The organism is Acetoanaerobium pronyense, from assembly GCF_017874355.1.
Taxonomy (GTDB): Bacteria; Bacillota; Clostridia; order Peptostreptococcales; family Filifactoraceae; genus Acetoanaerobium; species Acetoanaerobium pronyense.
This window is the reverse complement of record NZ_JAGGLI010000024.1, coordinates 1-25,554: the sequence shown is the minus strand read 5'-3', so window position 1 is coordinate 25,554 and position 25,554 is coordinate 1. Positions and strand designations below refer to the sequence as shown.

Below are 25,554 nucleotides of genomic sequence, written 5' to 3'. Positions count from 1 at the left end.
AAAGATATTTTTAGTTAAAAGTTAAATATTATTTATCTTTTAAATTTCCATTTCCTGTAATTTGCTATAGCGACATTATAAAATCATGTTTATTTTATACTCAATTTTATTTTTTCACCAAAAAAACTCTATATTAATATCCTTTAAGATATTAGTATAGAGCCTTTTTTGAAAGGTGTATTGAAATATTATTCTTGTTTTGATTTTATATTTGATTTTACGTTAGAAATTTCTTTAGTTGAAGAATTTTTTTCATTATTTGTCATCTTGCACTGACCTTCAAAAAATGCATCTTCATCTATTATAAAGGACTTTACAGTTACGTCTCCATCTAGCTTTCCTTCTGATGTGATTCTCACTAAGTTCACTGCATTTATATTCCCTTTTACCTCTCCAGATACGATGCAGTTAGTTACAGAAATATCACCTGATATTTTGGAACTTTCTCCAATTAGCAAATCTCCCTTTATTTCTATTTGGCCAGTAAATACACCATCTATCCTGATTTTACCTTCTGCTTTTAAAACTCCGTCAAAAGATGTATTTTTTCCTATAAGGGTATCAAAGTTTTCAAACTGAATTTCCGCCTTGCTTTCTTTTTTACTAAACATAGGATCTTATCTCCTTTATGTAATTAATTTTCCAACATGCTTTTTGGGTCTATAGGTTCTCCGCCTTTTCTTATTTCAAAATGAACATGAGGGCCTGTACTTCTTCCCGTACTACCCATTTTCGCTACAAGCTCACCTTTTTGGACTCTATCCCCCACCTCCACCTTATTTTCGTGGTTGTGAGCATAGATAGTGCTATATCCGTTTCCATGGGATATCAGCACCATATTTCCATAGCTTCCATTATATCCTGAAAAGGTCACTACTCCAGCTGCAGATGCAATTATATCTGTGTTTGTACTGTTTGCTATATCTATACCTCTATGGAACTCTGTCCTTCTAGTAACTGGAGATATTCTCTCTCCAAATGGAGAAGATATCCTTCCTTTAGCAGGTCTTAGGTTTGGAATTGCCTCTAGGGTTTCAAGCTGATTTTCTATTCCGCTTATTAAGGATTCTATATCCTCACTTTGTCCGCTGATTATGCTATCAATATAATCTATGTCCACTTGATCCATATCCCATATTGAAAAATCTCTATAATCAGATCTTGAAACTAAAGAAGAAACCTCTTCCTCACTTCCTCCCCCAATATTGACTACTTCCAAAACTTTTCTTTCAAGCTCTGATAGACGCTCTATCCTATCTTCTACTTCCTGTGATTTGGATAAGAAATATGTAATCTGATTTTTTTGGGATATGTTTTCGTCTTTTAGTGCTGCAAGCTCTTTGCTTACACTATTAAGATTTTGACTGGAATAGAAAAATTGGCTGCTAAAAAACCCTAGCACTAAAACCGTAGCTATACTCCCAGATAAAAGACTAGCTAGAGTACGATATGATATTGTAAACTGTCTGATTTTTCCTGTGGAATTTGGAACTATCATAAAAGTAAATTTCTTTCTAACCTTTGATGCATGACGATATTTTTTTTTCATCATTATCCTCCTTGGATTTCTAGGCGATAACTATTTCAAGTTTATTTCGAGATACCAACTTATATTTTAACCATAATTTGGAACTTTGTCCACGATAAAATAAAAAAGGCAGATTTCTCTGCCCCCAATTTTTAATAATTATATTTTTGTTACTTTAACTTTAAAACCGCTATAGATAAATCATCATCAATAAGTTCTTCATTTACTACAAAGGCTTTATATATCTCCTCTGTAAGCTCCTTTGATGACATATCACTCGAATATACTTTTATACCTTTTGTCAAAACCTTAGAAGGTTTTATATCTTCTATATTTTCATTGAAAAGCCCATCAGTATATAAAATTAAAACGTCACCTTGACTCAAAATGATTTCATTGTCCTCATATTTCGCATCGTCCATTATTCCAATAAAATGCCCACTTTTTTCGAGTATTGTAGACTTTGAATTGTCATGGGATATTAAAACTGGTGAAGGGTGTCCTGCACTTGAATAAATAAGTTTGTCTTCTTTGATTACACCTACAAATGCTGTGAAAAAAACTATCTCAGCCTCACTCATAAGATCACTAAACTGTCTGTTTATTTCTTCAAGGACTTTTCCAGGCCCGCTATACTTTAGTATTGTGCTATTGAACATATCCTTTATTTTAAAAGATAAAAGTGCTGCCGCTGCTCCATGACCTTTCATATCTGCCATCATAAACCATTCTTCATCTTGAACCTTAGCAAGCTGGAATATATCTCCGCTCAAATCTTTACACGGAATATATTTAAGATGCATATCAAATCTTGAGTCTTTAACATCTATACTCTTTGACATTATTGATTTTTGAAGCATCCCTGCAATTTTCATTTCTTTTCCTATAGTTGCATTCATCTGCTTTAGTTTTTTATTTTGAGTATAGTATTTAAGAGCATTTTCTACCTTTAGTGGTATGATTACTTCCATCTGGTCCGGAGAAAGGGGCTTTGTAAAGTAATCCATAGCACCCATCTCAAGGGTAGTTTTGATGCTGTCCATATCCTTTATAGAGGAATTCACTATTACTGGGATATCCTTTAGTGCATCATCTTCCTTTATTTCTTTTAGGACATCATATCCATCCTTGTTTGGCATCATAAGATCCAGTATTACTAAATCTATTTCCTCTTCTCTTATTTTTTCAAGGGCTTCAACACCATCCTCAGCCTGAAAAAATCTATTATTTTCAGTCTTGTCTTCCAAGATTTCCATCATCATTTTTCTGTTAAATAACATGTCATCTACTATAAGTATGTTATGCACTTTAATCCTCCTTCATCTTTTGGCAAAGAAAAAGCCTAGGTGCTCTTTCACTTTGATTTATTGGGTTTACCAAAGATACCTTATATTTTTTAGGGTCAAGTGTACTTAAAAACTTAAACACTTCTATATATTCTTCTCCATTGTCATGCCCTCTATATGCTGCCACAGAGACAATCCCTCCTTTTTTTAATAGCATCATCGATTTTTCGAGAGCTATCAAGGTGGATTTTGATTTAGTTGTAATTTCATTGTTTTCTCCTGGAAGATATCCAAGATTAAAAACAACTAAAGAGAGCTTTTCTTTTATATATTTATCAAGATTCTCATGAGAATCTAGTATAAGGTTTATATTACTCATACTACTATCCATTTTCTCCCTTGTCATATCAAGAGCTTTCTTTTGTATATCCATAGAATATACCTTTCCTTTACTGCCTACAAGTTTGCTTAGAAATAAACTGTCATTTCCATTGCCCAGCGTAGCATCAAGGACTATATCCCTATCATTTATGTGTTCTTTCCAAAATAGCTTAGCAATATCCGTAATTTTTGTAACTATCACCTAACCACTTCTTTCATTGGATTTAAGTACTCAAAATATTATACTATTAAAGACCTATATCTTCCATTGATTTTTTAATATTTTGAAATTAAAAAAATCCACTTAAATATGAATTACCCTAAACGTAAAAAGTCTAACATTTAAGATATGTTCATATGTAAGTGAATTTTTGAAATCTAAAACCTAAGCGTTTATATCAAGAGTATCTCTTCCACTAAGCTTTGCAATTTCTCCCATAATCTCTAGCATTGATTCATGAGCTTCATTTGGTAGTTTATCAAAACCTTGATTTTCAGTGGATTTCTTTGATATGAAATTTACTCTGTCATTTATTCTATCAAACAATTCATTAAGATATTCTTTGTCGTTCATATCAGGAACAAATCCTTCTATATCCATTATAGAGATATTTTTGAAAGGTCCCCATTTTTTAAATTCTGCACTATCCTCTATAACCTTTTCTATTGCATCTAAAGTAACCTCTTTAGGTATTTTTTTGTCCATAAAAAATCCTGTGTTTAATATATAGCAGCTAACTCCTCTGTTTTCAAAAAGGCTCTTGAACTTTTCAAAATCATCAGCAAGAGGATAAGTTCTAAATGGATTTGCATAAGGCTCTATTACAAGTGCATTTGGATCTACACCAGGTGCTAATCTCTCAGCAGTACTTCTCTTAGTTGCAAGGGTAGCTCCCATTGACGCAGCAAGAGTAGAGCTTTCAATTTTTAAAATTGGAGGAAGAGTAGGGTCCTTCATAATCCAAAATATTGCATTTACTGGTTCTCCAAATTTGTCTACTCTATTTGGAGCCCATAATTTGGATTTTATTGCTCTACCATTTCCATTTCTTATATCTTCTGTAACAAGTACTACGTCGCCATTTTCATCAACTGTAGCTCCACAGTTTTGAGCAGTAAGAAGATATTTATTGTCTTCAGAGCTAGTAGGATAATCCTGAGTCTTGTCAAAATACGAAGGCTCAAGAGCTACTGAAGAGCCGTTTTCTGTTGATATTACAAAAGCATCATCATGAAGCACTGTAACATCATATTTATTGTCATGTTTCGCATGAGTGATAGTGGATTTCCCAGAACCAGAAAGTCCAAATACTCCTGCAACAAATTTTCTTCCGTTTTTAAGATTGTATCTTTTTTGTCCTGCATGACATGATGCAAAGCCATTTCTATTGGCACATCCCCAAGCAAGAGTTAGGGTTCCTTTTTTATGCTCTCCAAAATATCTCATACCAAGAAGTGCAGCGCAGTTGTGGTTTGGATCAAATAAAGTAAGACCCATTGGGTGTTCTTCATGTTTCCAGTCAGGATCAGAAAACACAAATATGTCACCTTCATTTTCCATAAGCTTTGACGCTTCATACATATCTATATATTCACTATTTATATATTGGAAGTTTAGCATCCAGTTGTATGCTATATTTTCATGTCCCTGAGGTATTAAAAGATGTGCTTTGACCATAAAATCCTTATCAAGTCCTATATAAGCCTGAAGATGATATAGCTTTTTATATCTCGCCATATAAACCGCTTCTCTAACCTTTGCTGCATAATCTCCTTCAGATACTCCTGGCCATCCTAATATCCTTCTTGCATCTGCACATCTGGCACTTACATCTCCATCATTGAATAGTAATACCTTTGAGCCTTCCTCAAGTCCGATAGCTTCTGGTTTGTATACAGGCATATCTGTAATTACTGTTCCAAGTGCATTAAAAGCAAGCTCGTAAGCCTCCTTAAGATTTTTTACATCAGTAACGTTATTTCCGTAAAATGCAGTTTCTATAGTAGTCCTTGTTTGGGATATTATTGGGTTTTTAGCATTTATATCTTCTCTTTTAAATTTGAAAACCGTTGACATGATAGCCTCCTAAAAATTAATTTATATATCCAACAAAGATATTGTAATACATTTCCTCAAAAAGTGCTATACTTTTTTGAAAGTTTTTCATTTAATAGTATGTCATATTGAAATTAATTTATTAAATTAATACAAATAAGACTGATATCCTTCATTCGAAACTAATATTTTAATATTGACCAAAAAAATATCTCACTTTAAAATTTTAAAGTGAGATATCGGAAAACATTTATAGGATTTTAATCATAATCTTTGGATATTTTTATAATCTAAGGGCACTCCATCTTAGCCAAGCAATATTTTTAATTCTGTTTCTCATTTTTTTATTAAGCTTACCCTTTAACTTGAGATTTAAAATAATATCCTTATTCAATAAGTAGCCTAAGATATGCTCTACAATACCCATATCTTCATACTCTATGTTTATATCATTTTTCAATATAAGAGTATTGTCTTCCTTAAGAGTAAGGTCATATAGAGCATCCCTTTGAGGTTTTTTCATTATTTTTCCTTTGAAATCTTTGCAATATGGTATCTTAAAGGTCAAATAATCATTTGGAACTTTAAAATCATAGCTTTTTTCAAGTTCCTTTGATATTTCAATATTTTCTTTTAAAAGCCTTTCATAGTTGGCTTCATATTCTTTTTCCACCCAGTGCCCATATAATCTGCAGTTTAAAGGTCTTACATCATATATCAGACACTTTTTGTCCTCATCAAGAAACGGACATTTGTTTCTTTTAATATATACATCAAGATAATAATCTACAATACTATCCATCAGCTTTCTCGTCATTATATTGTTCTTTTTAATAAATGAAATTATATTAAGAGATTCTGTATAGGTAGCTCCCACAGACTCGCTGCAGCAAAGACCACATCCTGCGCAGTCCCCAGACTCTACCTTTTCATATATACTCTTTAGTCTCTCATAGTAATTTTTTTCATCTTTTTTAAATACTTCCAAAAGTTCTTTCATATACTACCTCAGATTCTCCATATTTTGAAGAAATAGAGTCTGTTTTTTCTCTTGTATTCATGTGATAGTTGTAATCTAGGTTTTTAAACTCCCCATCCTTTCTCATTACTGGATGGAAGTTTCCTGATTTGATGGCCTCTATAAAATCCTTTTCATCTCGAATCACATCATAAAACTTTGTGGAGTATGTCCCTATTTTTTCTATAACATGGGCATCGCTCGACCCTATGGATGCAAGATTATACTCAGCAGCCAAAGAATATGTCATTAGATTATGATGAGCTAGAGTGCTCCCATTAAAGGATTCTACAGCAGAAAGAAGAGGTGCTAGCTTTCTTATATTATTTCCTAGTCCTCTATTGTTGGTTCTAAAGGGGTGGGCAGCCATAGCAACTCCATTGGCTTTTTTTACCTTTTCCAGAAGATACTCTGCACTCACTTTTTCTTTGGGTATATCCCTTAGACCAAATACAAGTATATCACCTTCATGAGTCAGTACTTCTGCTCCAACTATTACAAGAACACCATTAATTAGAGCCCAGTCTCCTATTTCATTTCGTAAATCATTATTTTCATGGTTTGTGATGCAAATGCCATTAAGGCCTCTTAGCTTTGCTGTATCAACCGCATCTTTAAAATCTATAAAACTATCTGAAGAATATCTATTTTCATGGATATGAGTATCAATTATCATAAAGTCCTCCTAGCAAACTAGAAATCAAATTGTCCCTATGCTTAATGATAACTCATATCAAATAATTTTATCCAATAGATATTCTTTATAGTTTTGATTAGTTTTGCCTATGACTTTTTATGAGAACTTATCATAAAGTATGGATTCTTCCTCCAGTCCCTTTTCTTTCAATAGATCCACAACTGAATCTATCATCCTTGGACTACCGCAAAGATAGGCTTCTTTGTTTTCACCGTTTTCTATATATTTTGTAATTGTATCCGTAACCCTTCCCACTTCACCATTCCATTTACCATCTGGCTTAGGTCTTGATATAGAAGGTATATATCTAAATTTTGGAAGTTCCTTTTCCAGTTCTTGGAACTCTTCATCAAAAAATAGTTCTTCCTCATCTTTTGCACCAAAGAAAAATATGACTTTTCTATCTGTGATTCTATTTTCTCTCATATATCTGAGTATTGATAGTATCGGAGCCATCCCTGTACCAATAGCAACCATTATCATCTCTTTATCATTATCCTGATAATAAAAATCTCCATAAGGTCCAACTACCGTAACCTTGTCCTTCTCATCCAGATGATAGTGAACATAGGTAGTACATATACCCTCTGGCACAAACCCTATAAGAAGCTCGATTTCATTTTTTTGATTTGGAGAAGATGCAAGGGAATATGCTCTATATACTTCCTCTCTATTGCCTTTATACTTTGGAGCAAGGAGCTGTATATACTGCCCTGCCTTAAAATCTATTTCTTTGCCTTCTGGCAGTCTAAGTATTAGATGTTTGATGCTCGGCGTTATAGATTCATTTTTAACCACGCTATACTCATACTGCTTTACATTGAATATAGCTTCATCTATTTCTATGTCTATATCGTTTTTTACCTTTACCTGACAGGAAAGTCTTATATTGTCTTTTGCCTCTTCTTCAGTCACATACCCTGTTTCAGTAGGAAGCAAAGGGCCTCCACCTTCTGTAACCTTTACCTTGCAAAATCCGCAGCTTCCCTTTCCTCCACATGCGGAAGGAATATACACTTCATTTTCTATAAGAAGGCCAAGAAGGGATGATCCACCTCTTGCATCATACTCTTTGCTTTCGTTTATTGTGATTTTTACATCACCATAATCATTTATAGTATTATTTGCAATGGTCAAAAGAAATGCAAGTATTCCTGATATTCCTGATATTATACCAACAGTCAAAACAATCTCCATATAAAAGGCCTCCTTTATTGTATTTTTACGATTCCAGAGAACCCTATAAATGCAAGAGCCATTATCCCTGTAATAATAAGTGTAATACCTGGTCCCTCTAGTCCATTTGGGAGCTTATTATTCTTTATTTTTTGTCTAATCCCTGCCATAGCAACTATAGCAAGAGTCCATCCTATTCCTGAACCTATTCCAAAAGCCAGTGATTGAATAAATGAATACTCTCTAATAAGCATGAATAATGAAACCCCAAGCACTGCACAGTTTACAGTAATTAGAGGAAGGAATATTCCAAGTGCATAATAAAGAGCCGGGAAATACCTATCTATAATCATCTCCACAAGCTGAACAAAGGCTGCAATCGAAATAATAAAAACTATAAATCTTAGATATTCTAGATTGAATGGAACTAGAATCTTATAATAAATAAAATAATTTAATATAGACGTAAAAGTAAGAACAAATGTAACTGCTTGCCCTAGCCCAAATGCCGTTTTTATTTCTTTGGAAACAGCTATAAATGAACACATTCCTAAGAAGTTGGCAAGTATCATATTATTTGTAAAAATCGCTGCAAAGAATATAACTAGTGGATTTATTTCTATCATGCTGTCTTCGCCCCCTCACTATTTTCTTCTTTAGGCAAGATGTTTTTAGCAACCCATATTATTATTGCTAGTAAGAAAAATGCTGCAGGTGGCATAACCATAAGAGTCCAAGGCACAAATCCAGCAGGCATTACAGTATATCCAAATAATGTTCCAAAACCTAATAATTCTCTTACAAATGATATCAGAAGAAGTACAAAGGCATATCCTCCCCCATAGGCAATACCGTCAATAAAAGCATCCTTTGCAGTATTATTTTGAGCAAAAGCCTCACATCGTCCCATTATAATACAGTTAGTGATTATAAGACCTACATAAGGTCCAAGAGCTCTACTCATAGCAGGCATATAAGCCTTCAAGAAGATATCTAGTAGAATTACATAAAAAGATATAATAAATGTCTGAATCATCATTCTTATATGCTTTGGAGTCCTGTTTCTAATTAGAGATACTGTCATCTCTGAAAAAGCAGTTACAAATATAAGCCCTATTCCCATTATAAGAGAGTTGAGCATCAGGTTTGTTACTGCTAGAGCCGAACATATTCCAAGTATCTGTATAAATATTGGATTATCCTTAAAAAAACCTTTGGCAAAAGTTTCTTTTAAATTAGCCATTATGCTCCCCCCTCTTCCTTAAAGTTTTTAAACTCATGTATATTTTCATTTATAAGAGCTAAAACAGCGTTAGAAGTTGAAGTAGCACCAGAGATAGTATCTACATTTCCTTCTGGGGCTGGTCTATATACAACATATGGCATATCGCCAGTAATATCTATACCTCTAAACTGCTCTTTATACCAGTCGTCTTCAATCCTTCCACCTAGTCCTGGGGTTTCACTATGCCTTACAAAGTCTACTCCTAAAAGAGTTGTTCTTTCCTTGTCCATAGCTCCAAAAGCTTCTACAGAGCCCCAAACTGCACTCCCAAGGATAGGAAATACATAGGCCACTTCCTCATTTCCTTCTGAATATATATAATATATCTCTTCATTCCACATTTGCTCTGACATATTCTCTCTAAAAATTCTTTCTATTTCGTCATCGGAAGTAGACTCAAGCCCTAATGCGGACAAAATACTTCTTCTTGTTTGGTTTTCTTCCTGCTCCTTTATAATTCCGTATGTCACTTGATTGAGAGTGGCTAAGGCTAAAGACATTATCATAGACATAGCTACCATAAACGCTACTGGATAAAATAGAGTTTTCTTTGTCTTTCCCTTTGACATCTAAGCCGCCTCCTTCTCTTTAAGTCTTTTCTTATGCATTTTTACTAGTTCGTCGATAAGTGGTGTAAAGGTATTTACTATTAATATAGCAAACATCACTCCCCCGGCAAATAGAGCAAAACTTCTTATAACAACGCTTACAAAACCTATAAGTGCTCCATAAATCCACTTACCTTCTTTAGTAGATGCAGAGGATATAGGATCCGTTGCCATAAATACTGTAGCAAATAAAAACCCTCCACTTAACATTCCATATATTGGATTAAGTACTTGAGTAAATCCAAAAGCAATCATTGCATAACTACTTACTAAAAATCCTAGGACCACAGAAACCATAATCTGCCATGAAGCAGTCTTAGTATATATAAGATAAGCCCCAGCTAGTATTATAAGTATCTTGCTTGTCTCTCCAAGGGAACCTGAAACAGCTCCAAATAAAAGGTCGTTAATTGAAGCAAGTTCTCCTGTAGTTCTGTAAATTGTCATAGGAGTAGCCATACTTACAGTATCAATCACAGGAGTCATGTACCTAGCAAACCCTCCTGGAAAAGATGTAGACACTTCATTCCACATTGCAGTAAGTGGTATTGGAAATGAAATATACACAAATGCTCTTCCCACAAGGGCAGGATTGAAAACGTTTTTTCCGAACCCTCCAAATACTTCCTTGCCAAATACTACCCCAAATATGATTCCAAGTACCGCAACCCAGTATGGTGTTGCTACAGGTAAAGTTAAGGTATAAAGAATAGAGGTTACTATGACTGCTTCTGACACTGGCTTGTTAAGCCTTTTTTCAAACATATATTCCGTAAGTATCGCAAATCCAAGCACCACAATCTGAAGAGTAAGTGCTTTAAAACCAAAGAAATAAACTGAAGCCAGTATGATAGGAAGTAATGAATATATTACTCTTCTCATCATTATTTGTTTCATAAAAAATTTTTTGGGCGGCAAATTAATTCCCTCCTTAAGTCTATAAATTTTATTAGTATTATATCCATTATATCCATGTTTGAGCTGAAATAACTGGAAGTTTGTAAAAAAAAATTGTTTTTTTACAAAGATTTAATAAAAAATGGAATAATTTTCAAAATAAAACTGTTTATTTAGTTAAATTTGTGGTAAAATTATAAATAAGTAAATAGTATTTACATGAGTTTTTCACGAAACGGCAAAATTAAGGAAACTTAATCTCGCAAAGCCAAGGGCCTAAACCACACGGTATGGCAGCCTAGCTACCGAATGAAAATCTGTGAAAAACTCTCACCCCGATAAAGGCAAAGCTTGAGAAATCAAGCTACGCAAAGCCAAGGGCCTAAACCATATGGTATGGCAGCCTAGCTACCGAAAGGAGAGTTTTTAATGTTGAAATTTAAAAATCTTGCTGCATCTTTAGGTGCTGCTCTAATACTTACAACTTCATACCTACCTGTATACGCTAACACTAACGAATTTATAGACGTATCTCAAGCATCAACAGGACTTGTTAAAGTAAATTATACAGCTCCAACAAACTCAAGACTAAAACTTCTTATAGAAAAAGACGGCGAAAGAAAATCTTATGATATATCTCCAAATAAACTAGAATCTTTCCCACTTACATTTGATAGCGGAAACTATAAGATTAGAATAATGGAAAACACTACTGGAAATAGCTACAAAGCTCTATACTCTAAGGACGTTAATGTGAGCTTGACATCTTCACAAAGCGTATTTCTAGCATCTACACAAACAATAAACTGGACTCCTGAAATGGCTCCTATCAAAAAAGCTGCTGAGCTTACTAAAAACCTTAACACAGATCAGGAAAAAGTTATGGCAATCTACAACTACGTAATAAACAACTACAAATATGACTACCAAAAAGCAGCTTCTGTAAAGCCAGGATATGTGCCTAACATCATAGATACTTATAACTCAAACACAGGAATATGCTACGATTACAGCACACTTTTCGCAGCAATGCTTAGAAGCCAAGGAATACCAACAAAAGTAGTAAAAGGCTACACTTCATACGTAGACGAATATCATGCTTGGAACGAAGTATTAATAAACGGAAATTGGGTTACAGTAGATACTACATTTGATGCTGCTTATAGCCAATCAGGAAAAAATGTTCAATTTGCTAAACCTTCAAATGAATATAAAACAACTGCTGAAGTTTAATAAATAAGTGAGCTACACCAGGGCTGGTGTTTCACATAGAGAAATCCCATGTATCAATAGATGCATGGGATTTTTTTAGCTCCTGCCCAAAAGCCAGAAAATATATCAGTTAATATCTATATAGAATTAGCCAGCATAATCTTTTCCATAGCTTCATTTTCATCAGATAGAAAAAATAAATCTCTTCCTTTGTTACTCTCGTAGATAAAGTCCCTTAAACTATTGCTTGTATATACAGAAAAATCCCCTATGATGGCTATTTTCATACGATAATTAATGAATTTTTGTAATACATCTCCTGCAAGACTTGTCTTTAAATCAAAAAATTCCTCAGATAACGCTGACTTGTTCAAGATTACCGAATCACAGCCAGTCTCATAGCTTGTTTTATCAATAATTTCAATTAAATTATTAAAATATTTTCGTTTGATCCCTAATAACTTAATCTTAAAATTATATAAAAAGTATTAACCAGTTTTTTAAAGACTTTATATAAGATCGAACGTTTTAATTCCTCTTAACATATGATTTATATATCGATTTCTATCTAGTTCTTTTCTCTCATCCACTATATTTTGACAATCATTAAATATTCCTTCGCAATGTCCAGTTAAATTAATTATCGCAGATTGATTCATACCTTCAAGAATCATATTAATAATTGCATACTTTTGAAGACCAGTTGGAGTAAAGGAATTTCTTCCTGAAGTGTCAGTAATTTCATAATTGTCTTTAATTGCATCTATCAAGGTTTTAATTACTGAATTTGTAATTGATTTGTTATTCTTAGTAATAAACAGGAATTCTGAGTTTAGCGTTTCATCTCGATTTCTAAAACTTAGATAATCATCAAAATCTGTTACTAAAGAATAGGGTAATTCTAAATAAATATATCGCTCAATTGTATTTTTATAATTAATTTTTAATGTGCGCTTTAGACTATTGTAATCAGATAATTTCATATCTGAAATTCTATCAAAACTCAACCCGTAGAGTAAAAATAATTTTATTATGACTTTTCCCTCATAAACTGTTAGTGTCTTTGGTTCATAATTTTTAATAAAACAGTTTATGAATTCAAATTGAGAATCATTTATAGGAGGATATTTTTCTCTACCTTTTAAATCAATACCTTTTTTAGTGATTTCTCGTTCAACTTCATGCGCAAGACTTGTAAAAGGCTTTAATCTAGCTAATGTAGTATTTGGATATATATCAAAAACTGTCTCCTCAAAAAAACGATTTAAGGCAATTAAAAAATCATCAATCGCTGACTTCCTTTCTACATTTTGATTATTAACTATGTAGTATACTGCACTCATAATTAAATCATTCCTAGTAAACTCATCTTTAAAAAGTGTCTCAACACTATTACAGTAGCTTTTTCTCTCTAATATAAAATCTATAAAATAATCTCTTAGCTTAGGTATATACTGATATCTCTCAGATATTGTTAACTTTTCACCAAAATCAGTTTTTATTAGTTCATGAAGTTTCTTTTTCATATCTTCTCCTTGCATCTCTCCACCTCTAAGTTTTAATTTCGTATTTAAAATTTGGTTATTATCAAAACATTGATTATCTTATTATTCAATTCCTACCCTCACCCACATAGCTGGACGAACTCCTCCGCTGTTGTCCCCAGTCAAAGGGTGAATCGTGTTGCTACTATATTTGAAAGTCCCGTTTCCTTGTATCCCTATATTTCCGTCTCCGTGGATATATACGGCTCTTTTGTTGTCACGTCCTGGGGAGCGAAGCCACCACCACCATACGTATCCATCGAGCGTAGACCTTCTATTTATATTATTTTCGTTCTTTTTTTGAAACCAGTATCGTTGTTTTGGACTTCTATTTTCAAGGTTTTTACTGCTATCACCAAAGTATTTGCAGACTACTTCTTCAATATTTAGAAGAAATATATAATCTATAGTATCCTCTCCCCCTGTTGAACCATACCATTGATTTTCTGGATTTTTATTTTGCACCTGAACTATTCTCGACTTCTCTTCATCAGTAAATTTGCTATAAAAATCTTCATTGAGATATTTCCTTAGTGAGCACTTAGCCCATGTGACATCACCCGAGCAATCATTATAAGGCTTTTGCTCTAGTATGTACTCAGCTATCACCAAAGCTCTATCTTCTTTTATATCGAGGACTCTCCAATCATAACCCCCAAAGGTCATGATTGAGCCTATATCTAGCTCTGCCATATCCTACCCCCTAGTATATATTTTTAGTTTTTCTTAAAGATTATATTGCTCATAATCTCAGCATCCCTATGATAAATATTCTACATATCACTACTACTTCCTTTATTTTTCATGCATTTTTAGCATTTTTCCATGACTTTTTTACTACTTGTTTGTATTTTTCAATAAAAAAAAAGGACTAATCTACTGATTAATCCTCGCAATTTTTATATCCCTTCAGTTATTATTTGAATTGATTTAGCTATTTTTTATTTTTTTGAAGTAAGATGAGGGTATGGTTATTTCTATTGATGCTCCTCCATATATATTGTTGTAAGCTTCAACAAACCATCCGCTTGAGTCTATTATAGTCTTTACAATGGAAAGTCCTAGTCCTGTTACTCCATTTTTCCCCTTGTAGAATCTATCAAATACTAGCTTTTCTTCTCCAGATGAAAATCCTCTTCCATCATCTTCAAATACAATCACAATATTTTCCAAAACATCTACATAACCTTTAATGATTATTTTTTCGGATGCATACCTCATGCTATTTGAAAGGATATTGGAAAATATGACATCCAACTTTTCATCGCTATATGGTATTACAAGTTCCTTGTCTACCTCGTTTATTATTTCAATATTTTTTCCAGAGGCAACCATTGCAAGCCTTAGCCTTTGCTCCTCTGATAGTTCCCACAGATTAATGTTTTTTATTTCTTCATCATTAATCCTTTTGTCTATCTTACTTATATATACTATGGAGTTTACTGTGTCTCTTAGCTTCTTACTTTCATCTATTATGATATCAAGGCTTTCACCTACATCCTCAGGCTCTATGATTCCATCTCTTATTGCTTCTGCATATCCCTGAATAGACATGAGGGGAGTCTTTAGCTCATGGGAAGTATTTTGGAAAAACTCTCTTTGCTTGCTATAGTAGTCTTTCAATTTGTATGCCATCTTTAGAAAATCATTGTTTATATCAGATATTTCGTCTTTGGTTCTGATAGGACTCCATGCAATATCCTTATCCAGGGAAAAAGATGATATATTTTTTCTAAGAATATTTACAGGGTTTATCATCCCTCTTTCAAAGAAAAACGCTAATATAAGGGCCATAAAGGATGCTACAACGAATCCAAGCATCGCAGACCTATTGATTAGAGAGTTGATTATAGACAAATCCTCTTTTTTTGCTACCATCACAAGATATCCTAGATTCTCATCTCCTGTGAAGCTTGATTTGATACCCCTTTCTTCTAAGAAATATCGTGTCCTGTCTATGTTTAGAGGGTCTATAGGCTCGTCATCAGAGCTATAGGACTGAAACACTATATTTCGCTCTTGATCCAGTATCAGAAGGTGGGTTGTGGCAAGTCTATTTGCAGAGTACCATCTAGCCCTTGGAAGGACGACTTCGGATATCTCTACTGTAATTCCCCCCTGCTCTTCCTTTATTACTATCTGTCCTTGTACAGGCTCTTTGTTTGATTTTAAAGCCTCTCCTACCTGTCCATCAATAGCCATAGATATTTGATTGATAATCATATCCGCATCTCTTTTTAGGTCTTCTTTGGTTTGCCTATTTAGTATATTGTTGAAAGAAACCTTGGATATCCCCATAAAAATCATAGAGGTGGAAAGTATGATTATAAGATAGCTTATTATGATTTTTTTTCCTATTTTACTCATTTTTATCAACCCTATATCCATAGCCCCATACTGTAGATATCTTCATCTGAGACCCATGCTCCTTAAGTTTTTTTCTCAATCTTTTTACTGTATCGTCCACATTTCTATCATATCCATCATAATCATAACCCCATACTGTAGATATTATCTGCTCTCTGGATAGGGGCATATTGGTGTTTTTCATCAAATACTCAAGCACCTCAAACTCTTTAATAGTAAACTGCACATCTTCGTTGTTTATCTTTATGATTCTCCTATCTATAAAGAGCTCTAGATTTTTTATTTTAATTATATCTTCAGTATCTGACTCTTTTTTTTCTTTATATGCTCTTTTTAATATCGTTTTTATTCGCACGACAAGCTCTCTAGGGCTAAAGGGCTTTCCTAGATAATCATCTCCGCCAAGCTCTAATCCAAGAATTCTATCAAGCTCTTCACTTCTTGCAGAAACGAATATTATGGGAACATCACTGATTTCCCTTATTTTTTTACAAAGGTCAAGCCCATCTATACCGGGCATCATTATATCTAGCACCAGCAAGTCAGGTTTTTGCTTTTCAAAGGATTCAAGGACTTCTTCTGCATCAGGAAATGTAGTTACCTTATAGCCTTCTTTTTTTAGGTATAAGTCTATTAGATCCCTTATTCTCTTTTCATCATCAACTACAAATATGTGATTCACAATTACACCCGCCTTAAATTTGGAGTTAACCTTAGGTAGACTTCTTTAACGAAGGCCACAGTTATGTACATGATTTAACTCAACTATATAGATTATATCATCCTCTATAGCTCATATTAATAATTATAATAAAATATCTTTTATTTAATCATTTATTATATATGCTTATGCACCTACATAAATTTATAATATGAAAAATGCTGCCTGTAGGCAGCATTAAAAGGAGGAGTGTATCTATGTTAACTTGGCCTTTTGCCAAGGGACTGCACAAGCTCTATTCTGTTTTCAATTTCTTGATTTATATAATAATTAAGTGATACTAGCTTATCTACAAGTTCATCCATAAGCACTATATCTCTTTGTTCATGGGCTACATTGATTGAGTTATGTATTTCTAATTTTTTGGTGTTTAATTCTCTAACATTTTCCTGTGATTTTATATATTGAGGTAGTTTTTTTACTGATTTTGAAGAATCCAATTTTTCAATTGTCTCTTGAAGTAACTTCATAAGATATACCCTTTCTTCTCTTTGAAATTCTATAAGTGGATAGAATTTTTCAAGCTCTGTAAGGTCCTCTAAAGGATACTCCTCAATTATTATGCTTTGCATATTGGTTCTCCTTTCAATATTGTCAACTAATCTGATTTTCATGTTCCGGTGCAGCTGGAAGGATTCTGCACCGGATTTAAAAGGGGTGGGTAAGGATGTATCTCGTTCCTTAGTTAATATAATAAAAGGAAATTATGGATTAAATTAGTGGAATTTGTGGAAATTTTGTGGGAAAAAAATAAGCTGAATTTCAGCTTATTTTTATAGGATTATAAAGTTTTACTTATCTTTGCCATGAAGTCTTCAATTTCTTTTGCAGTCCCTAATTCTAGGGCCTCATTTGCAATCTCCTTACACTTTTCATAGCTCAGACTTCTAATCAATCTTCTCGCATGAAGTATAGATATAGGACTCATACTAAATTCGTCTAGCCCCATCCCTATAAGTAATGGTATCAGTCTCATGTCTCCAGCAACTTCTCCGCACATTCCTACCCATATGCCCTGTTTGTGTCCATTTTCGATTACTGTTTTAATTAACCTTAGTACTCCAGGGTTGAACGGCTGATATAGGTGCTCGATTTTTTCATTCATTCTGTCAACTGCACAGGTATATTGAATCAAATCGTTTGTCCCTATACTAAAGAAGTCCACATGTTTTGCAAGTATGTCACTAATAATAGCGGCAGATGGAATCTCTATCATAATCCCTACTTCAATATCCTGAGAAAACTCTATATTTTCATTTTTCAGGTCTTCTTTTACTTCATTTAAGATATATTTAGCTTCTAAAAGCTCTTCAAGACTTGAAATCATAGGGAACATTATTTTAAGATTTCCATGTACGCTTGCTCTTAAAAGGGCTCTTAGCTGTATTTTAAATATTTCCTGTTCCTGAAGGCAAAGTCTGATAGCTCTATATCCCAAAAATGGATTCATCTCTTCTCCAATTTCAAGATAAGGAAGTTTTTTGTCTCCACCTATATCTAGAGTTCTTATGACAATAGGCTTTTCACCCATAGCCTCAAGGACTTTTTTATAGCTGATATACTGCTCTTCTTCAGTAGGCATAGTCTCTCTATTCATATATATGAATTCAGTTCTATAAAGACCTACTCCCTCTGCATCATTTCGTAAAAGTCCTGGCACATCATCTGGTGTTCCTATGTTTCCAGCAATTTCTACCTTTCTGCCATCCGAAGTAATGCTTTCCTGACCCTTCATTTCTTCAAGGGCTTTTATATCTCTTTCGTAAGCTTCTTTCAATTCTTTGTATTTGGATATAGTTTCTTCTTCTGGATTGATTTCTATAATACCTGTTTCTCCATTTAATATAACTAAGTCATTGTTTTTTACTTCTTTAGTTATGTTTTTTAGACCTACAACAGCAGGGATTTCAAGAGATCTTGCCATAATAGCAGTATGGGATGTCCTTCCCCCTATATTGGTAAGGAAGCCCATCACCTTGCTTTTGTCCATAATAGCTGTATCTGATGGGGTCAAATCATGGGCTACCAGTATTACTTCTTCATCTAATACAGCCAAATCAGTAATCTTTTGTCCAGTGATTTTTCTTAAAACCCTATCTGTAACATCTTTTATATCTGCTGCCCTTTCTCTCATGTATTCGTTTTCCATTACTTCAAATATTGCAATAAATTCATCGGCTGTTTTCTTTAGTGCATAGGCAGCGTTTACATTTCCCTCAATTTTAGTGTTTGTCATTTCTATTAGTTCAGGATCTTCCAAAATCATGATATGAGCTTCAAATATAGATGCTTTTTCTTCTCCAAGTTCAGAAAATGCTTTCGTCTTGATTTTTTCAAGCTCAGTCTTTGATTCATTAAGTGCATTTATTAGAGTTTCTTTTTCTTTTTCTATGTTATCAATATGCTTTTTTTCGATTTTTAGGGGTTCATTTTCAATGATTAAAGCTTTTCCTATAGCTATTCCAGGGGAAGCTCCTGTTCCAATTAGCATATTTACTCCTCCATTACTCTCCAAAATTTGAATTAAATAAATCTACCAGAGTTTCCACTGCTTCTACTTCGTCTGATCCACTAGCTGATATTGTGATTTCGTCTCCTTTTTGCATCCCTGAGCTCAAGATATTCATTATTGATTTTGCATTAATGCTCTTATCTCTTACTTCAATAAAGACATCAGAGGAAAACTTCATAGTAGTTTTAGCAATGATAGATGCTGGTCTAGCGTGGATTCCTGTTTCGTTTAAAATAGTCAATGTTTTTTTCATGGTTAATTTCTCCTTTTACATTATAGTTATTATATTTTCTTCAGCAGCCTTTACATCTATCCCTGCTTCAAACTTTATGGTTTTATCTTCAGGAAGGTTAGTAAAAATCACTGGAGTAATTGTTGACTTTGCAAGCTTTTCTATAGTATCAATGTTTGCTTTTAATAACGTTTGCCCAGGCTTTATAATATCTCCTTCATTTGCAATAAGGTCAAAGCCTTCTCCCTTTAGATTTACAGTATCAATACCAAAATGAATGAGTATTTCAAGTCCTTCATTTGAAAGGATTGAAATGGCATGTTTAGTTGGAAATACGCTCAGTATTTTTCCATCTACTGGAGATACCACTTCACCATTACTTGGCTTTATAGCAAATCCGTCACCCATCATTTTGCTAGCGAAGACTTCATCTGGGACTTCACTCAAGTTCAGTAATTTTCCTTCTAATGGAATAAAAAGCTTGGTTTCATGTATTTCACCTTTTTCTATAGGAGTCTTTATTTTTCCATCGAGTAAGGCTTTTATATCGTTTGACTCTGTCCCAAAAGGCAGCTGAATTTCATTTTGCTTTTCTATTATATTTTCCATTCCTATTTCATGGAGCTTTTGTTTATTGATTATTTTTTCATCATTTAGAGTTATTCTGAGCCTTGTAATACATGACTCTACATTTGTTATATTTTCTTCCCCTCCAAGTGCTTCAAATACTATATTTGCTTTTTCTTCTAAAGTGAATTCGTTTTCCTTTTTGCCAAGGCCAAACAGCTTTTTAAACATAATTTTCATCCTTTCTAAAAAACAGCAATAAAAAAACATGAGAAATGGAACCACAAAAATTGCTTTGCAGTTAATCCTTTTACTCATGCCTAATCGTATTAGTAACACGTAAAATTTATTTGGTTTATAATCATTTTATCAAAAAACTTTTTATAATTCAATTATTTTCTTAATTTTCTTTTTTCTCTTTTAGTTTATGAAGATGAATAGCAGTGTAGGTGATTTCAGGTTCTACCATCTTGATCTTGAGGCTTTTTTCTATGATTTTTGAGATATCATAGGCAGCTTTATACTCTACAGGTATCTGCTCTTTTATTTGCAGTGTAAGGGAATCCCTAGATATGCTTTTGTTTTCCAGCCTATCTATAAGGCCGCTAAGATGCATCAGGAATCTTTTGAAATCAAAGGAATCCCTGTTTATTTTTATTCCAAACTTTTTTTCCACAAAGGATATGATGACATTTATTAGCTTCGTGTGCTCCAGTGCCTTGTTTTTATCATTACTTCCCCTTCCTCCAAAAAAATGAAGGGTTAGAAATCCTATCTCGGAGTCTGGGATAGATACACTTAGGTCATTTTCTATTATTACTACTGCTTTTTTTGCAAGCTCGTACTCTACTGGATAAAGCAGTCTAGTTTCATAAAGAAAGGGATTTACTATATCAACCCCTTCCTTCAATCTTTTTACTGCAAAGTTTATATGATCGATAAGACCCACATTTATTTTTTCGCTAAAGTCTTCTCCAATTTCCTTTTTTATCATTTCATTTATCTTTTTACATATTTCTATAATTTTGGGGTCTACAGACTCTAAAAAATTTTCATATTCAAAATCCACCAAAGAACCTAGGGAAATGAACTTCTGCTCTATAGCTTCTGTATTTTCCAAAATATCTCCCTTGGCTTTGCCAAATCCAAGACCTTTTCCTACAAGCACATACCTGTTTTTATCATTTTTTACAAGCAAGACATTGTTGCTAAGGATTTTAGTTATTTGATACCTGTCCAAAGTAATCTCCCCCTAATCCACATCTTATCTACTGCTGTCTTCTTGCAAAATCCACAAATCTAAATTTGTCAGGTCTATGTCTTGATTCTGTGTACTGAAAAAGTGTAGCGTCTTCAAGGTATATATAGTTTTTTACCACAACTATCATGTCATAATTTTCAAAGTCTAGTAGTTTCTTGTCTTCATCTGTGGCTTTTTGAACCGTGATTTCCTTTTTTGCAAAGCTTATTTTAAGGCCTAGTTTTTTTTCAATATATTCATAAATAGAGTTTTTACATATTTCTTCAGTTAATGACTGGACATAATCTTTGTTTATAAAATCCTTGTCCAAAATTATCTTTTGTCCATCTATCTCTCTTATTCTGATGACCTTCCAAACTCGATTTTCTTTTGATATATTTAGCTGCTTCATTAAATAATCATCAGGGTTTATGAGGTCAAATTCCTGAACTATAGTCTTTGACTTTAGGTTAAACTTTGTTGAAAGCTCCTTAAAACTCGTGAGTCCTGATACAGGAAAATCAAATTTGTTAATATCAAGGACAAAAGATCCCCTTGCCTTTATCTTTACAATATATCCATTTTGTTCAAGAAGATTTAATGCCTTTCTGATAGTATCCCTAGAAACCTCATATTTCTGCATCAAATCATTTTCTGAGGGAAGTTTTTCGTTTGGATTAATCAATTTATTTTCGATATTTGAAACTATTTCATTGTATATAGTTATATACTTACTGTCCACATTTACCACCTGTCTGCTTTTTTAATAATTCTAGCATTAACAGTGGGTCTTTTCAAGATGGTAAGCAACAGATTCAAAAGGTCTTAAAGTGATTCTTCTAATATCCTCACCAGAGCTATCATAGTTTGATAATAGTACCTTAATCTTATATCCGTTTAAATCAAACTCAGAAGGCAGCTCAAATACAGTTTCTTTTGGGAAAAAATTATTTATAACTAAGATTTTCTCCTCTTTATATTCTCTGATATAGGCATATATCTTATCATGTCCTTCTAAAATAGGAATATAGCTTCCATAGGCTATAATATCCAGCTCTTTTCTCAATTTTATTAGCTTTTGATAATGATAAAAAATAGAGTCTTTATTTTCCAAAGCATCTTTTACATTAATAGTGTCGTAATTGCTTGAAAGGTCAATCCATGGCTCACCCGATGTAAATCCTCCATTTTCCTTGTTTTCCCATTGCATAGGAGTACGGGAGTTGTCACGGGATTTTGCCTTTAATATATTTAGTATCTCTTCTTTTTCTACTCCTTGTTTCAGCAAAATATTGTAGTAGTTAATAGATTCTACGTCTTTGTAGAGACTTATGTCATCAAAGTAAGGGTTAGTCATTCCTATTTCTTCTCCCTGATATATATAAGGAGTTCCTCTAAAGAAGTGAATTGATGTGGCAAGCATCTTTGCAGATTCACTATGGTAGTTTTTGTCATCTCCAAAACGTGAAACTATTCTAGGCTGGTCATGGTTGCACCAAAAAACAGCATTCCATCCATTTCCTTTTTCCATGCCTATCTGCCAAGTATTTAAAATCTCTTTTAGTTTCATAAAATCAAAGTCCATAACAGACCATTTGTTTCCATTTTCGTAGTCTACCTTTAGATGATGGAAATTAAAGACCATGCTAAGCTCATCTTCATTTGGATTTGAATATCTAATACAGTTTTCTATACTTGTAGAGGACATTTCCCCTACTGTAACTATTCCCTCATGATTTCCAAAGGATTTTTTGTTCATTTCTTTGAGATAATCGTGTATCTTGGGTCCATCTGTATAAAACCTTCTGCCGTCTCCCTTATCGTCATCTTCAAATAGTTCTGGCTTTGATATAAGGTTGATTACATCGAGCCTAAATCCTTTTACACCCTTTGATATCCAAAAATTTATTACTTCATAGATTTCTTCCCTTAGTTCTTCATTTCCCCAGTTCAAATCCGCCTGAGTCTTGTCAAACAGGTGAAGATAATATTCATCATATTTTTCTACATACTCCCAGCTCGAGCCTCCAAATTTTGATTCCCAGTTTGTGGGAGGTTTGTTTTCTTTTGAGGATTTGAATATATAATAGTTTTTGTATTTTTCATCTTTGTCTAAGGCTTTTTTGAACCATGGATGCTCGGTTGAGGTATGGTTGAAAACCATATCCAACATTATTTCTATACCTCTTTGCTTTGCATTTTCTACAAGCTCCTCAAAGTCTTCCATAGTTCCAAATCTAGGGTCAATCCTGAGATAGTCAGCCACATCATATCCATTGTCTCTTTGTGGCGATATATAAAATGGAGTGAGCCATATAAAATCAACCCCAAGAAGCTTTAGGTAATCAAGCCTGCTTGTTACTCCCTTCAAATCTCCCCAGCCATCTCCATTTGAATCCATAAAAGACTTTGGATATATCTGATAAACCACGCTTTTTTTAAAATCCTTCATTTTTTAAAACTCCTTTTTATTTCGTAATATATAAAATAAAGTCCTCCATAGGAAGACTTTATATTGTAAGTTGACTAAGCTTTAAGCCGCTTGTTTTTTCTTGTCCTTACTAAAAGTAAGATTTCTTTTATTGAAAAATACTGTTACAGCGAAAGGTACAGCTAGGGCAATCAGCATTGAGATAGCAAAGGAAATCATATATGCTGGCTGTATGGAAAGTATTCCAGGCAGACCTCCTACTCCTATCGAGTTTGCCATTACTCCTGTAGCAACTGAAAACACTCCCGCAAGAGAAGAGCCTATCATTGCTGCTAAAAACGGATAGACATATTTCAAGTTGATTCCAAACATAGCTGGCTCAGTAACCCCAAGGAAACAAGATATAGCTGCAGGTATTGATACCTGTTTTTCTTCTTCGTTTTCTTTATTTAAATAAATCATAGCAAGAACTGCCGAACCTTGAGCAATATTTGAAAGTGCTATCATAGGCCAAAGGTTAGTTCCTCCAAATTCGCTCATAAGCTGCAGGTCTATAGCATTTGTCATATGATGCAGTCCTGTAATTACAAGTGGTGCATAGAAGAATCCAAATACTGCTGCAAAAAGCCACCCAAATGCTGAGGTAAGTCCTGAGTATACAAAGTTAGAAATAGCTGCACCAAGCACCCATCCAATAGGACCTAAGACAACATGGGCTACAATAACTGTAGGTACAAGGGAAAGAAATGGAACAACTATCATAGATACATAACTTGGAACATAGTCTCTAATTTTAAGCTCTAGATTTGCAAGTAAAAATCCTGCCAAAATAGCTGGAATTACTTGAGCCTGATAACCTATCATATTGACCTGAGCAAATCCAAAATCCCATACAGGAGGTATTTCTCCACCGGCTACTGCGTATGCATTAAGAAGCTGAGGAGATACCAAGGTGATACCTAGCACTATACCTAATATCTGAGTAGTTCCCATCTTTTTTGATATAGACCATGTGATTCCCACAGGAAGGAAAAAGAATATAGCTTCTCCAATAAGCCATAGGAAATGATGTACTCCTGCCCAAAACTGTGAAACCTGTGTAAGGGTTTGAGTTCCACCATTCATCATATTTATGTCACCAATTACGTTTCTAAAACCTAAAATAAGACCCCCTACAACAATTGCAGGTATAAGGGGTGAAAATATTTCACCAAGGTGTGATATTACTCTTTGAAGAAGAGTAAGGTTTTGCCTAGCCGCAACTTTTGCCTCTTCTTTGCTTGCTTTATCTAGATTTGCCTGTGCAATAAGTTCATTATAAAAAGTCGAAACCTCGTTACCTATTATGATTTGAAACTGTCCAGCTTGTGTAAAGCTTCCTTTTACTATCTTGATAGCCTCAACCTTTTCCATATCGGCTTTTTTATTGTCCTTGAGTACAAAACGTAGTCTAGTAGCGCAGTGAGATACCGTGGCAATGTTTTCCTTTCCTCCAATATACTCTAGCAATTCTTGAACTTCAGTTGTATATTTTCCCAAAACAATTCCCTCCTGACATCAAAACATTTAATAAATAAAATATTATACCATTATGAAAACCTTTTCAAATTCATCTTGTACGTACAACCTATATTAAAATCATTATATCCTGTACGTACAGATTCAGTCAAGAACTTTTTGAAAATTTTAAATATATTTTTGAATCGAGTAGGAGGTAGATAATTATTTTATCTACCGACCTCTCACACCACCGTACGTACCGTTCGGTATACGGCGGTTCATTAGAATCTAATGTA

At 33.7% G+C, this 25,554-nt stretch carries 26 protein-coding genes and 2 riboswitches; of the genes, 1 reads left to right on the top strand and 25 read right to left on the bottom strand.

The window, feature by feature from the left end; translation table 11 throughout:
• Positions 1-188: 188 nt before the first annotated feature.
• The 12 genes from J2Z35_RS10230 to J2Z35_RS10175 all read right to left on the bottom strand — a co-directional run bounded on the left by J2Z35_RS10230 (position 189) and on the right by J2Z35_RS10175 (position 10,932).
• A complete protein-coding gene (locus tag J2Z35_RS10230) occupies positions 189-611 on the bottom strand; it encodes a bactofilin family protein (RefSeq protein ID WP_209661310.1) in 423 nt (140 codons plus the stop codon).
• Positions 612-634: 23 nt separating this feature from the next.
• Positions 635-1,549 carry a M23 family metallopeptidase gene (locus J2Z35_RS10225; RefSeq protein ID WP_245330848.1) on the bottom strand — a complete coding sequence of 305 codons (915 nt, stop codon included), beginning with the start codon at positions 1,547-1,549 and terminating at the stop codon, positions 635-637.
• Positions 1,550-1,698: 149 nt separating this feature from the next.
• Positions 1,699-2,835, bottom strand: a complete 1,137-nt coding sequence (locus J2Z35_RS14900; RefSeq protein WP_209661308.1) for a SpoIIE family protein phosphatase — start codon at positions 2,833-2,835, stop codon at positions 1,699-1,701.
• Position 2,836: 1 nt separating this feature from the next.
• Positions 2,837-3,397, bottom strand: coding sequence for a tRNA (mnm(5)s(2)U34)-methyltransferase (locus J2Z35_RS10215; protein WP_209661307.1), 561 nt, complete (start codon positions 3,395-3,397; stop codon positions 2,837-2,839).
• A 183-nt stretch (positions 3,398-3,580) separates the two neighbouring features.
• Positions 3,581-5,272 (bottom strand): phosphoenolpyruvate carboxykinase (ATP), encoded by a 1,692-nt coding sequence (locus J2Z35_RS10210; RefSeq protein WP_209661306.1) that lies wholly within the window; start codon positions 5,270-5,272, stop codon positions 3,581-3,583.
• A gap of 262 nt (positions 5,273-5,534) precedes the next feature.
• The gene (locus J2Z35_RS10205; protein WP_209661305.1) at positions 5,535-6,251 is read right to left on the bottom strand and encodes a YkgJ family cysteine cluster protein; all 717 of its coding nucleotides are present in this window, start codon (positions 6,249-6,251) and stop codon (positions 5,535-5,537) included.
• Positions 6,226-6,945: a PHP domain-containing protein gene (locus J2Z35_RS10200; RefSeq protein ID WP_209661304.1), complete on the bottom strand. Its 720-nt coding sequence runs from the start codon at positions 6,943-6,945 to the stop codon at positions 6,226-6,228. The genes J2Z35_RS10205 and J2Z35_RS10200 overlap by 26 nt, the downstream gene beginning before the upstream one ends.
• Before the next feature lie 117 nt (positions 6,946-7,062).
• Positions 7,063-8,163 (bottom strand): NADH:ubiquinone reductase (Na(+)-transporting) subunit F, encoded by a 1,101-nt coding sequence (locus J2Z35_RS10195; RefSeq protein WP_209661303.1) that lies wholly within the window; start codon positions 8,161-8,163, stop codon positions 7,063-7,065.
• Positions 8,164-8,177: 14 nt separating this feature from the next.
• A complete protein-coding gene (locus J2Z35_RS10190; protein ID WP_209661302.1) occupies positions 8,178-8,768 on the bottom strand; it encodes an NADH:ubiquinone reductase (Na(+)-transporting) subunit E in 591 nt (196 codons plus the stop codon).
• Positions 8,765-9,385, bottom strand: a complete 621-nt coding sequence (locus tag J2Z35_RS10185) for an NADH:ubiquinone reductase (Na(+)-transporting) subunit D (RefSeq protein ID WP_209661301.1) — start codon at positions 9,383-9,385, stop codon at positions 8,765-8,767. Before J2Z35_RS10185 ends, J2Z35_RS10190 begins: the two co-directional genes overlap by 4 nt.
• On the bottom strand, positions 9,385-9,996 hold the full coding sequence (locus J2Z35_RS10180) for an FMN-binding protein (RefSeq protein WP_209661300.1): 612 nt from the start codon (positions 9,994-9,996) through the stop codon (positions 9,385-9,387). The genes J2Z35_RS10185 and J2Z35_RS10180 overlap by 1 nt, the downstream gene beginning before the upstream one ends.
• Positions 9,997-10,932, bottom strand: coding sequence for an RnfABCDGE type electron transport complex subunit D (locus tag J2Z35_RS10175; protein ID WP_209661299.1), 936 nt, complete (start codon positions 10,930-10,932; stop codon positions 9,997-9,999).
• Between the two features lie 227 nt (positions 10,933-11,159).
• Positions 11,160-11,242, top strand: a riboswitch (cyclic di-GMP riboswitch).
• 23 nt (positions 11,243-11,265) lie between these two features.
• Positions 11,266-11,348: riboswitch (cyclic di-GMP riboswitch) on the top strand.
• A gap of 13 nt (positions 11,349-11,361) precedes the next feature.
• Here J2Z35_RS10175 and J2Z35_RS10170 point away from each other — a divergent pair.
• Positions 11,362-12,165: a transglutaminase-like domain-containing protein gene (locus J2Z35_RS10170; protein ID WP_209661298.1), complete on the top strand. Its 804-nt coding sequence runs from the start codon at positions 11,362-11,364 to the stop codon at positions 12,163-12,165.
• Positions 12,166-12,281: 116 nt separating this feature from the next.
• Here J2Z35_RS10170 and J2Z35_RS10165 read toward each other — a convergent pair whose 3' ends face one another.
• The 13 genes from J2Z35_RS10165 to treP all read right to left on the bottom strand — a co-directional run bounded on the left by J2Z35_RS10165 (position 12,282) and on the right by treP (position 25,297).
• Positions 12,282-12,560, bottom strand: coding sequence for a DUF4180 domain-containing protein (locus J2Z35_RS10165; protein ID WP_330623432.1), 279 nt, complete (start codon positions 12,558-12,560; stop codon positions 12,282-12,284).
• Positions 12,561-12,653: 93 nt separating this feature from the next.
• A complete protein-coding gene (locus tag J2Z35_RS10160; RefSeq protein WP_209661297.1) occupies positions 12,654-13,670 on the bottom strand; it encodes a tyrosine-type recombinase/integrase in 1,017 nt (338 codons plus the stop codon).
• Positions 13,671-13,751: 81 nt separating this feature from the next.
• Positions 13,752-14,381, bottom strand: coding sequence for a DUF6273 domain-containing protein (locus J2Z35_RS10155; protein ID WP_209661296.1), 630 nt, complete (start codon positions 14,379-14,381; stop codon positions 13,752-13,754).
• A 237-nt stretch (positions 14,382-14,618) separates the two neighbouring features.
• The gene (locus tag J2Z35_RS10150; RefSeq protein ID WP_209661295.1) at positions 14,619-16,055 is read right to left on the bottom strand and encodes a HAMP domain-containing sensor histidine kinase; all 1,437 of its coding nucleotides are present in this window, start codon (positions 16,053-16,055) and stop codon (positions 14,619-14,621) included.
• Entirely contained in the window at positions 16,048-16,737 is a 690-nt protein-coding gene (locus J2Z35_RS10145) for a response regulator transcription factor (protein ID WP_209661294.1), read from the bottom strand. The genes J2Z35_RS10150 and J2Z35_RS10145 overlap by 8 nt, the downstream gene beginning before the upstream one ends.
• 239 nt (positions 16,738-16,976) lie before the next feature.
• Positions 16,977-17,348, bottom strand: coding sequence for a hypothetical protein (locus J2Z35_RS10140; RefSeq protein ID WP_209661293.1), 372 nt, complete (start codon positions 17,346-17,348; stop codon positions 16,977-16,979).
• A 209-nt stretch (positions 17,349-17,557) separates the two neighbouring features.
• Positions 17,558-19,267: a phosphoenolpyruvate--protein phosphotransferase gene (ptsP, locus tag J2Z35_RS10135; RefSeq protein ID WP_209661292.1), complete on the bottom strand. Its 1,710-nt coding sequence runs from the start codon at positions 19,265-19,267 to the stop codon at positions 17,558-17,560.
• A 13-nt stretch (positions 19,268-19,280) separates the two neighbouring features.
• Positions 19,281-19,541 (bottom strand): HPr family phosphocarrier protein, encoded by a 261-nt coding sequence (locus tag J2Z35_RS10130; RefSeq protein WP_209661291.1) that lies wholly within the window; start codon positions 19,539-19,541, stop codon positions 19,281-19,283.
• Between the two features lie 15 nt (positions 19,542-19,556).
• Positions 19,557-20,318 carry a glucose PTS transporter subunit IIA gene (locus J2Z35_RS10125; protein ID WP_209661290.1) on the bottom strand — a complete coding sequence of 254 codons (762 nt, stop codon included), beginning with the start codon at positions 20,316-20,318 and terminating at the stop codon, positions 19,557-19,559.
• Between the two features lie 169 nt (positions 20,319-20,487).
• Positions 20,488-21,327 carry a PRD domain-containing protein gene (locus J2Z35_RS10120; RefSeq protein WP_209661289.1) on the bottom strand — a complete coding sequence of 280 codons (840 nt, stop codon included), beginning with the start codon at positions 21,325-21,327 and terminating at the stop codon, positions 20,488-20,490.
• Positions 21,328-21,355: 28 nt separating this feature from the next.
• Positions 21,356-22,069 (bottom strand): trehalose operon repressor, encoded by a 714-nt coding sequence (treR, locus tag J2Z35_RS10115; protein ID WP_209661288.1) that lies wholly within the window; start codon positions 22,067-22,069, stop codon positions 21,356-21,358.
• Positions 22,070-22,105: 36 nt separating this feature from the next.
• Positions 22,106-23,779, bottom strand: coding sequence for an alpha,alpha-phosphotrehalase (gene treC / locus J2Z35_RS10110; protein ID WP_209661287.1), 1,674 nt, complete (start codon positions 23,777-23,779; stop codon positions 22,106-22,108).
• Positions 23,780-23,860: 81 nt separating this feature from the next.
• Entirely contained in the window at positions 23,861-25,297 is a 1,437-nt protein-coding gene (treP, locus tag J2Z35_RS10105) for a PTS system trehalose-specific EIIBC component (RefSeq protein ID WP_209661286.1), read from the bottom strand.
• Positions 25,298-25,554 lie beyond the last annotated feature (257 nt).

Bases quoted from the DNA above. Each gene is read 5' to 3' on its own strand.
- J2Z35_RS10230 (WP_209661310.1), bottom strand. From the start codon at position 611: ATGTTTAGTAAAAAAGAAAGCAAGGCGGAAATTCAGTTTGAAAACTTT.
- J2Z35_RS10225 (WP_245330848.1), bottom strand. From the start codon at position 1,549: ATGAAAAAAAAATATCGTCATGCATCAAAGGTTAGAAAGAAATTTACT.
- J2Z35_RS10210 (WP_209661306.1), bottom strand. From the start codon at position 5,272: ATGTCAACGGTTTTCAAATTTAAAAGAGAAGATATAAATGCTAAAAAC.
- J2Z35_RS10205 (WP_209661305.1), bottom strand. From the start codon at position 6,251: ATGAAAGAACTTTTGGAAGTATTTAAAAAAGATGAAAAAAATTACTAT.
- J2Z35_RS10200 (WP_209661304.1), bottom strand. From the start codon at position 6,945: ATGATAATTGATACTCATATCCATGAAAATAGATATTCTTCAGATAGT.
- J2Z35_RS10195 (WP_209661303.1), bottom strand. From the start codon at position 8,163: ATGGAGATTGTTTTGACTGTTGGTATAATATCAGGAATATCAGGAATA.
- J2Z35_RS10190 (WP_209661302.1), bottom strand. From the start codon at position 8,768: ATGATAGAAATAAATCCACTAGTTATATTCTTTGCAGCGATTTTTACA.
- J2Z35_RS10185 (WP_209661301.1), bottom strand. From the start codon at position 9,385: ATGGCTAATTTAAAAGAAACTTTTGCCAAAGGTTTTTTTAAGGATAAT.
- J2Z35_RS10180 (WP_209661300.1), bottom strand. From the start codon at position 9,996: ATGTCAAAGGGAAAGACAAAGAAAACTCTATTTTATCCAGTAGCGTTT.
- J2Z35_RS10175 (WP_209661299.1), bottom strand. From the start codon at position 10,932: ATGAAACAAATAATGATGAGAAGAGTAATATATTCATTACTTCCTATC.
- J2Z35_RS10170 (WP_209661298.1), top strand. From the start codon at position 11,362: ATGTTGAAATTTAAAAATCTTGCTGCATCTTTAGGTGCTGCTCTAATA.
- J2Z35_RS10160 (WP_209661297.1), bottom strand. From the start codon at position 13,670: ATGAAAAAGAAACTTCATGAACTAATAAAAACTGATTTTGGTGAAAAG.
- J2Z35_RS10155 (WP_209661296.1), bottom strand. From the start codon at position 14,381: ATGGCAGAGCTAGATATAGGCTCAATCATGACCTTTGGGGGTTATGAT.
- J2Z35_RS10150 (WP_209661295.1), bottom strand. From the start codon at position 16,055: ATGAGTAAAATAGGAAAAAAAATCATAATAAGCTATCTTATAATCATA.
- J2Z35_RS10140 (WP_209661293.1), bottom strand. From the start codon at position 17,348: ATGCAAAGCATAATAATTGAGGAGTATCCTTTAGAGGACCTTACAGAG.
- ptsP (WP_209661292.1), bottom strand. From the start codon at position 19,267: ATGCTAATTGGAACAGGAGCTTCCCCTGGAATAGCTATAGGAAAAGCT.
- J2Z35_RS10130 (WP_209661291.1), bottom strand. From the start codon at position 19,541: ATGAAAAAAACATTGACTATTTTAAACGAAACAGGAATCCACGCTAGA.
- J2Z35_RS10125 (WP_209661290.1), bottom strand. From the start codon at position 20,318: ATGTTTAAAAAGCTGTTTGGCCTTGGCAAAAAGGAAAACGAATTCACT.
- treC (WP_209661287.1), bottom strand. From the start codon at position 23,779: ATGAAGGATTTTAAAAAAAGCGTGGTTTATCAGATATATCCAAAGTCT.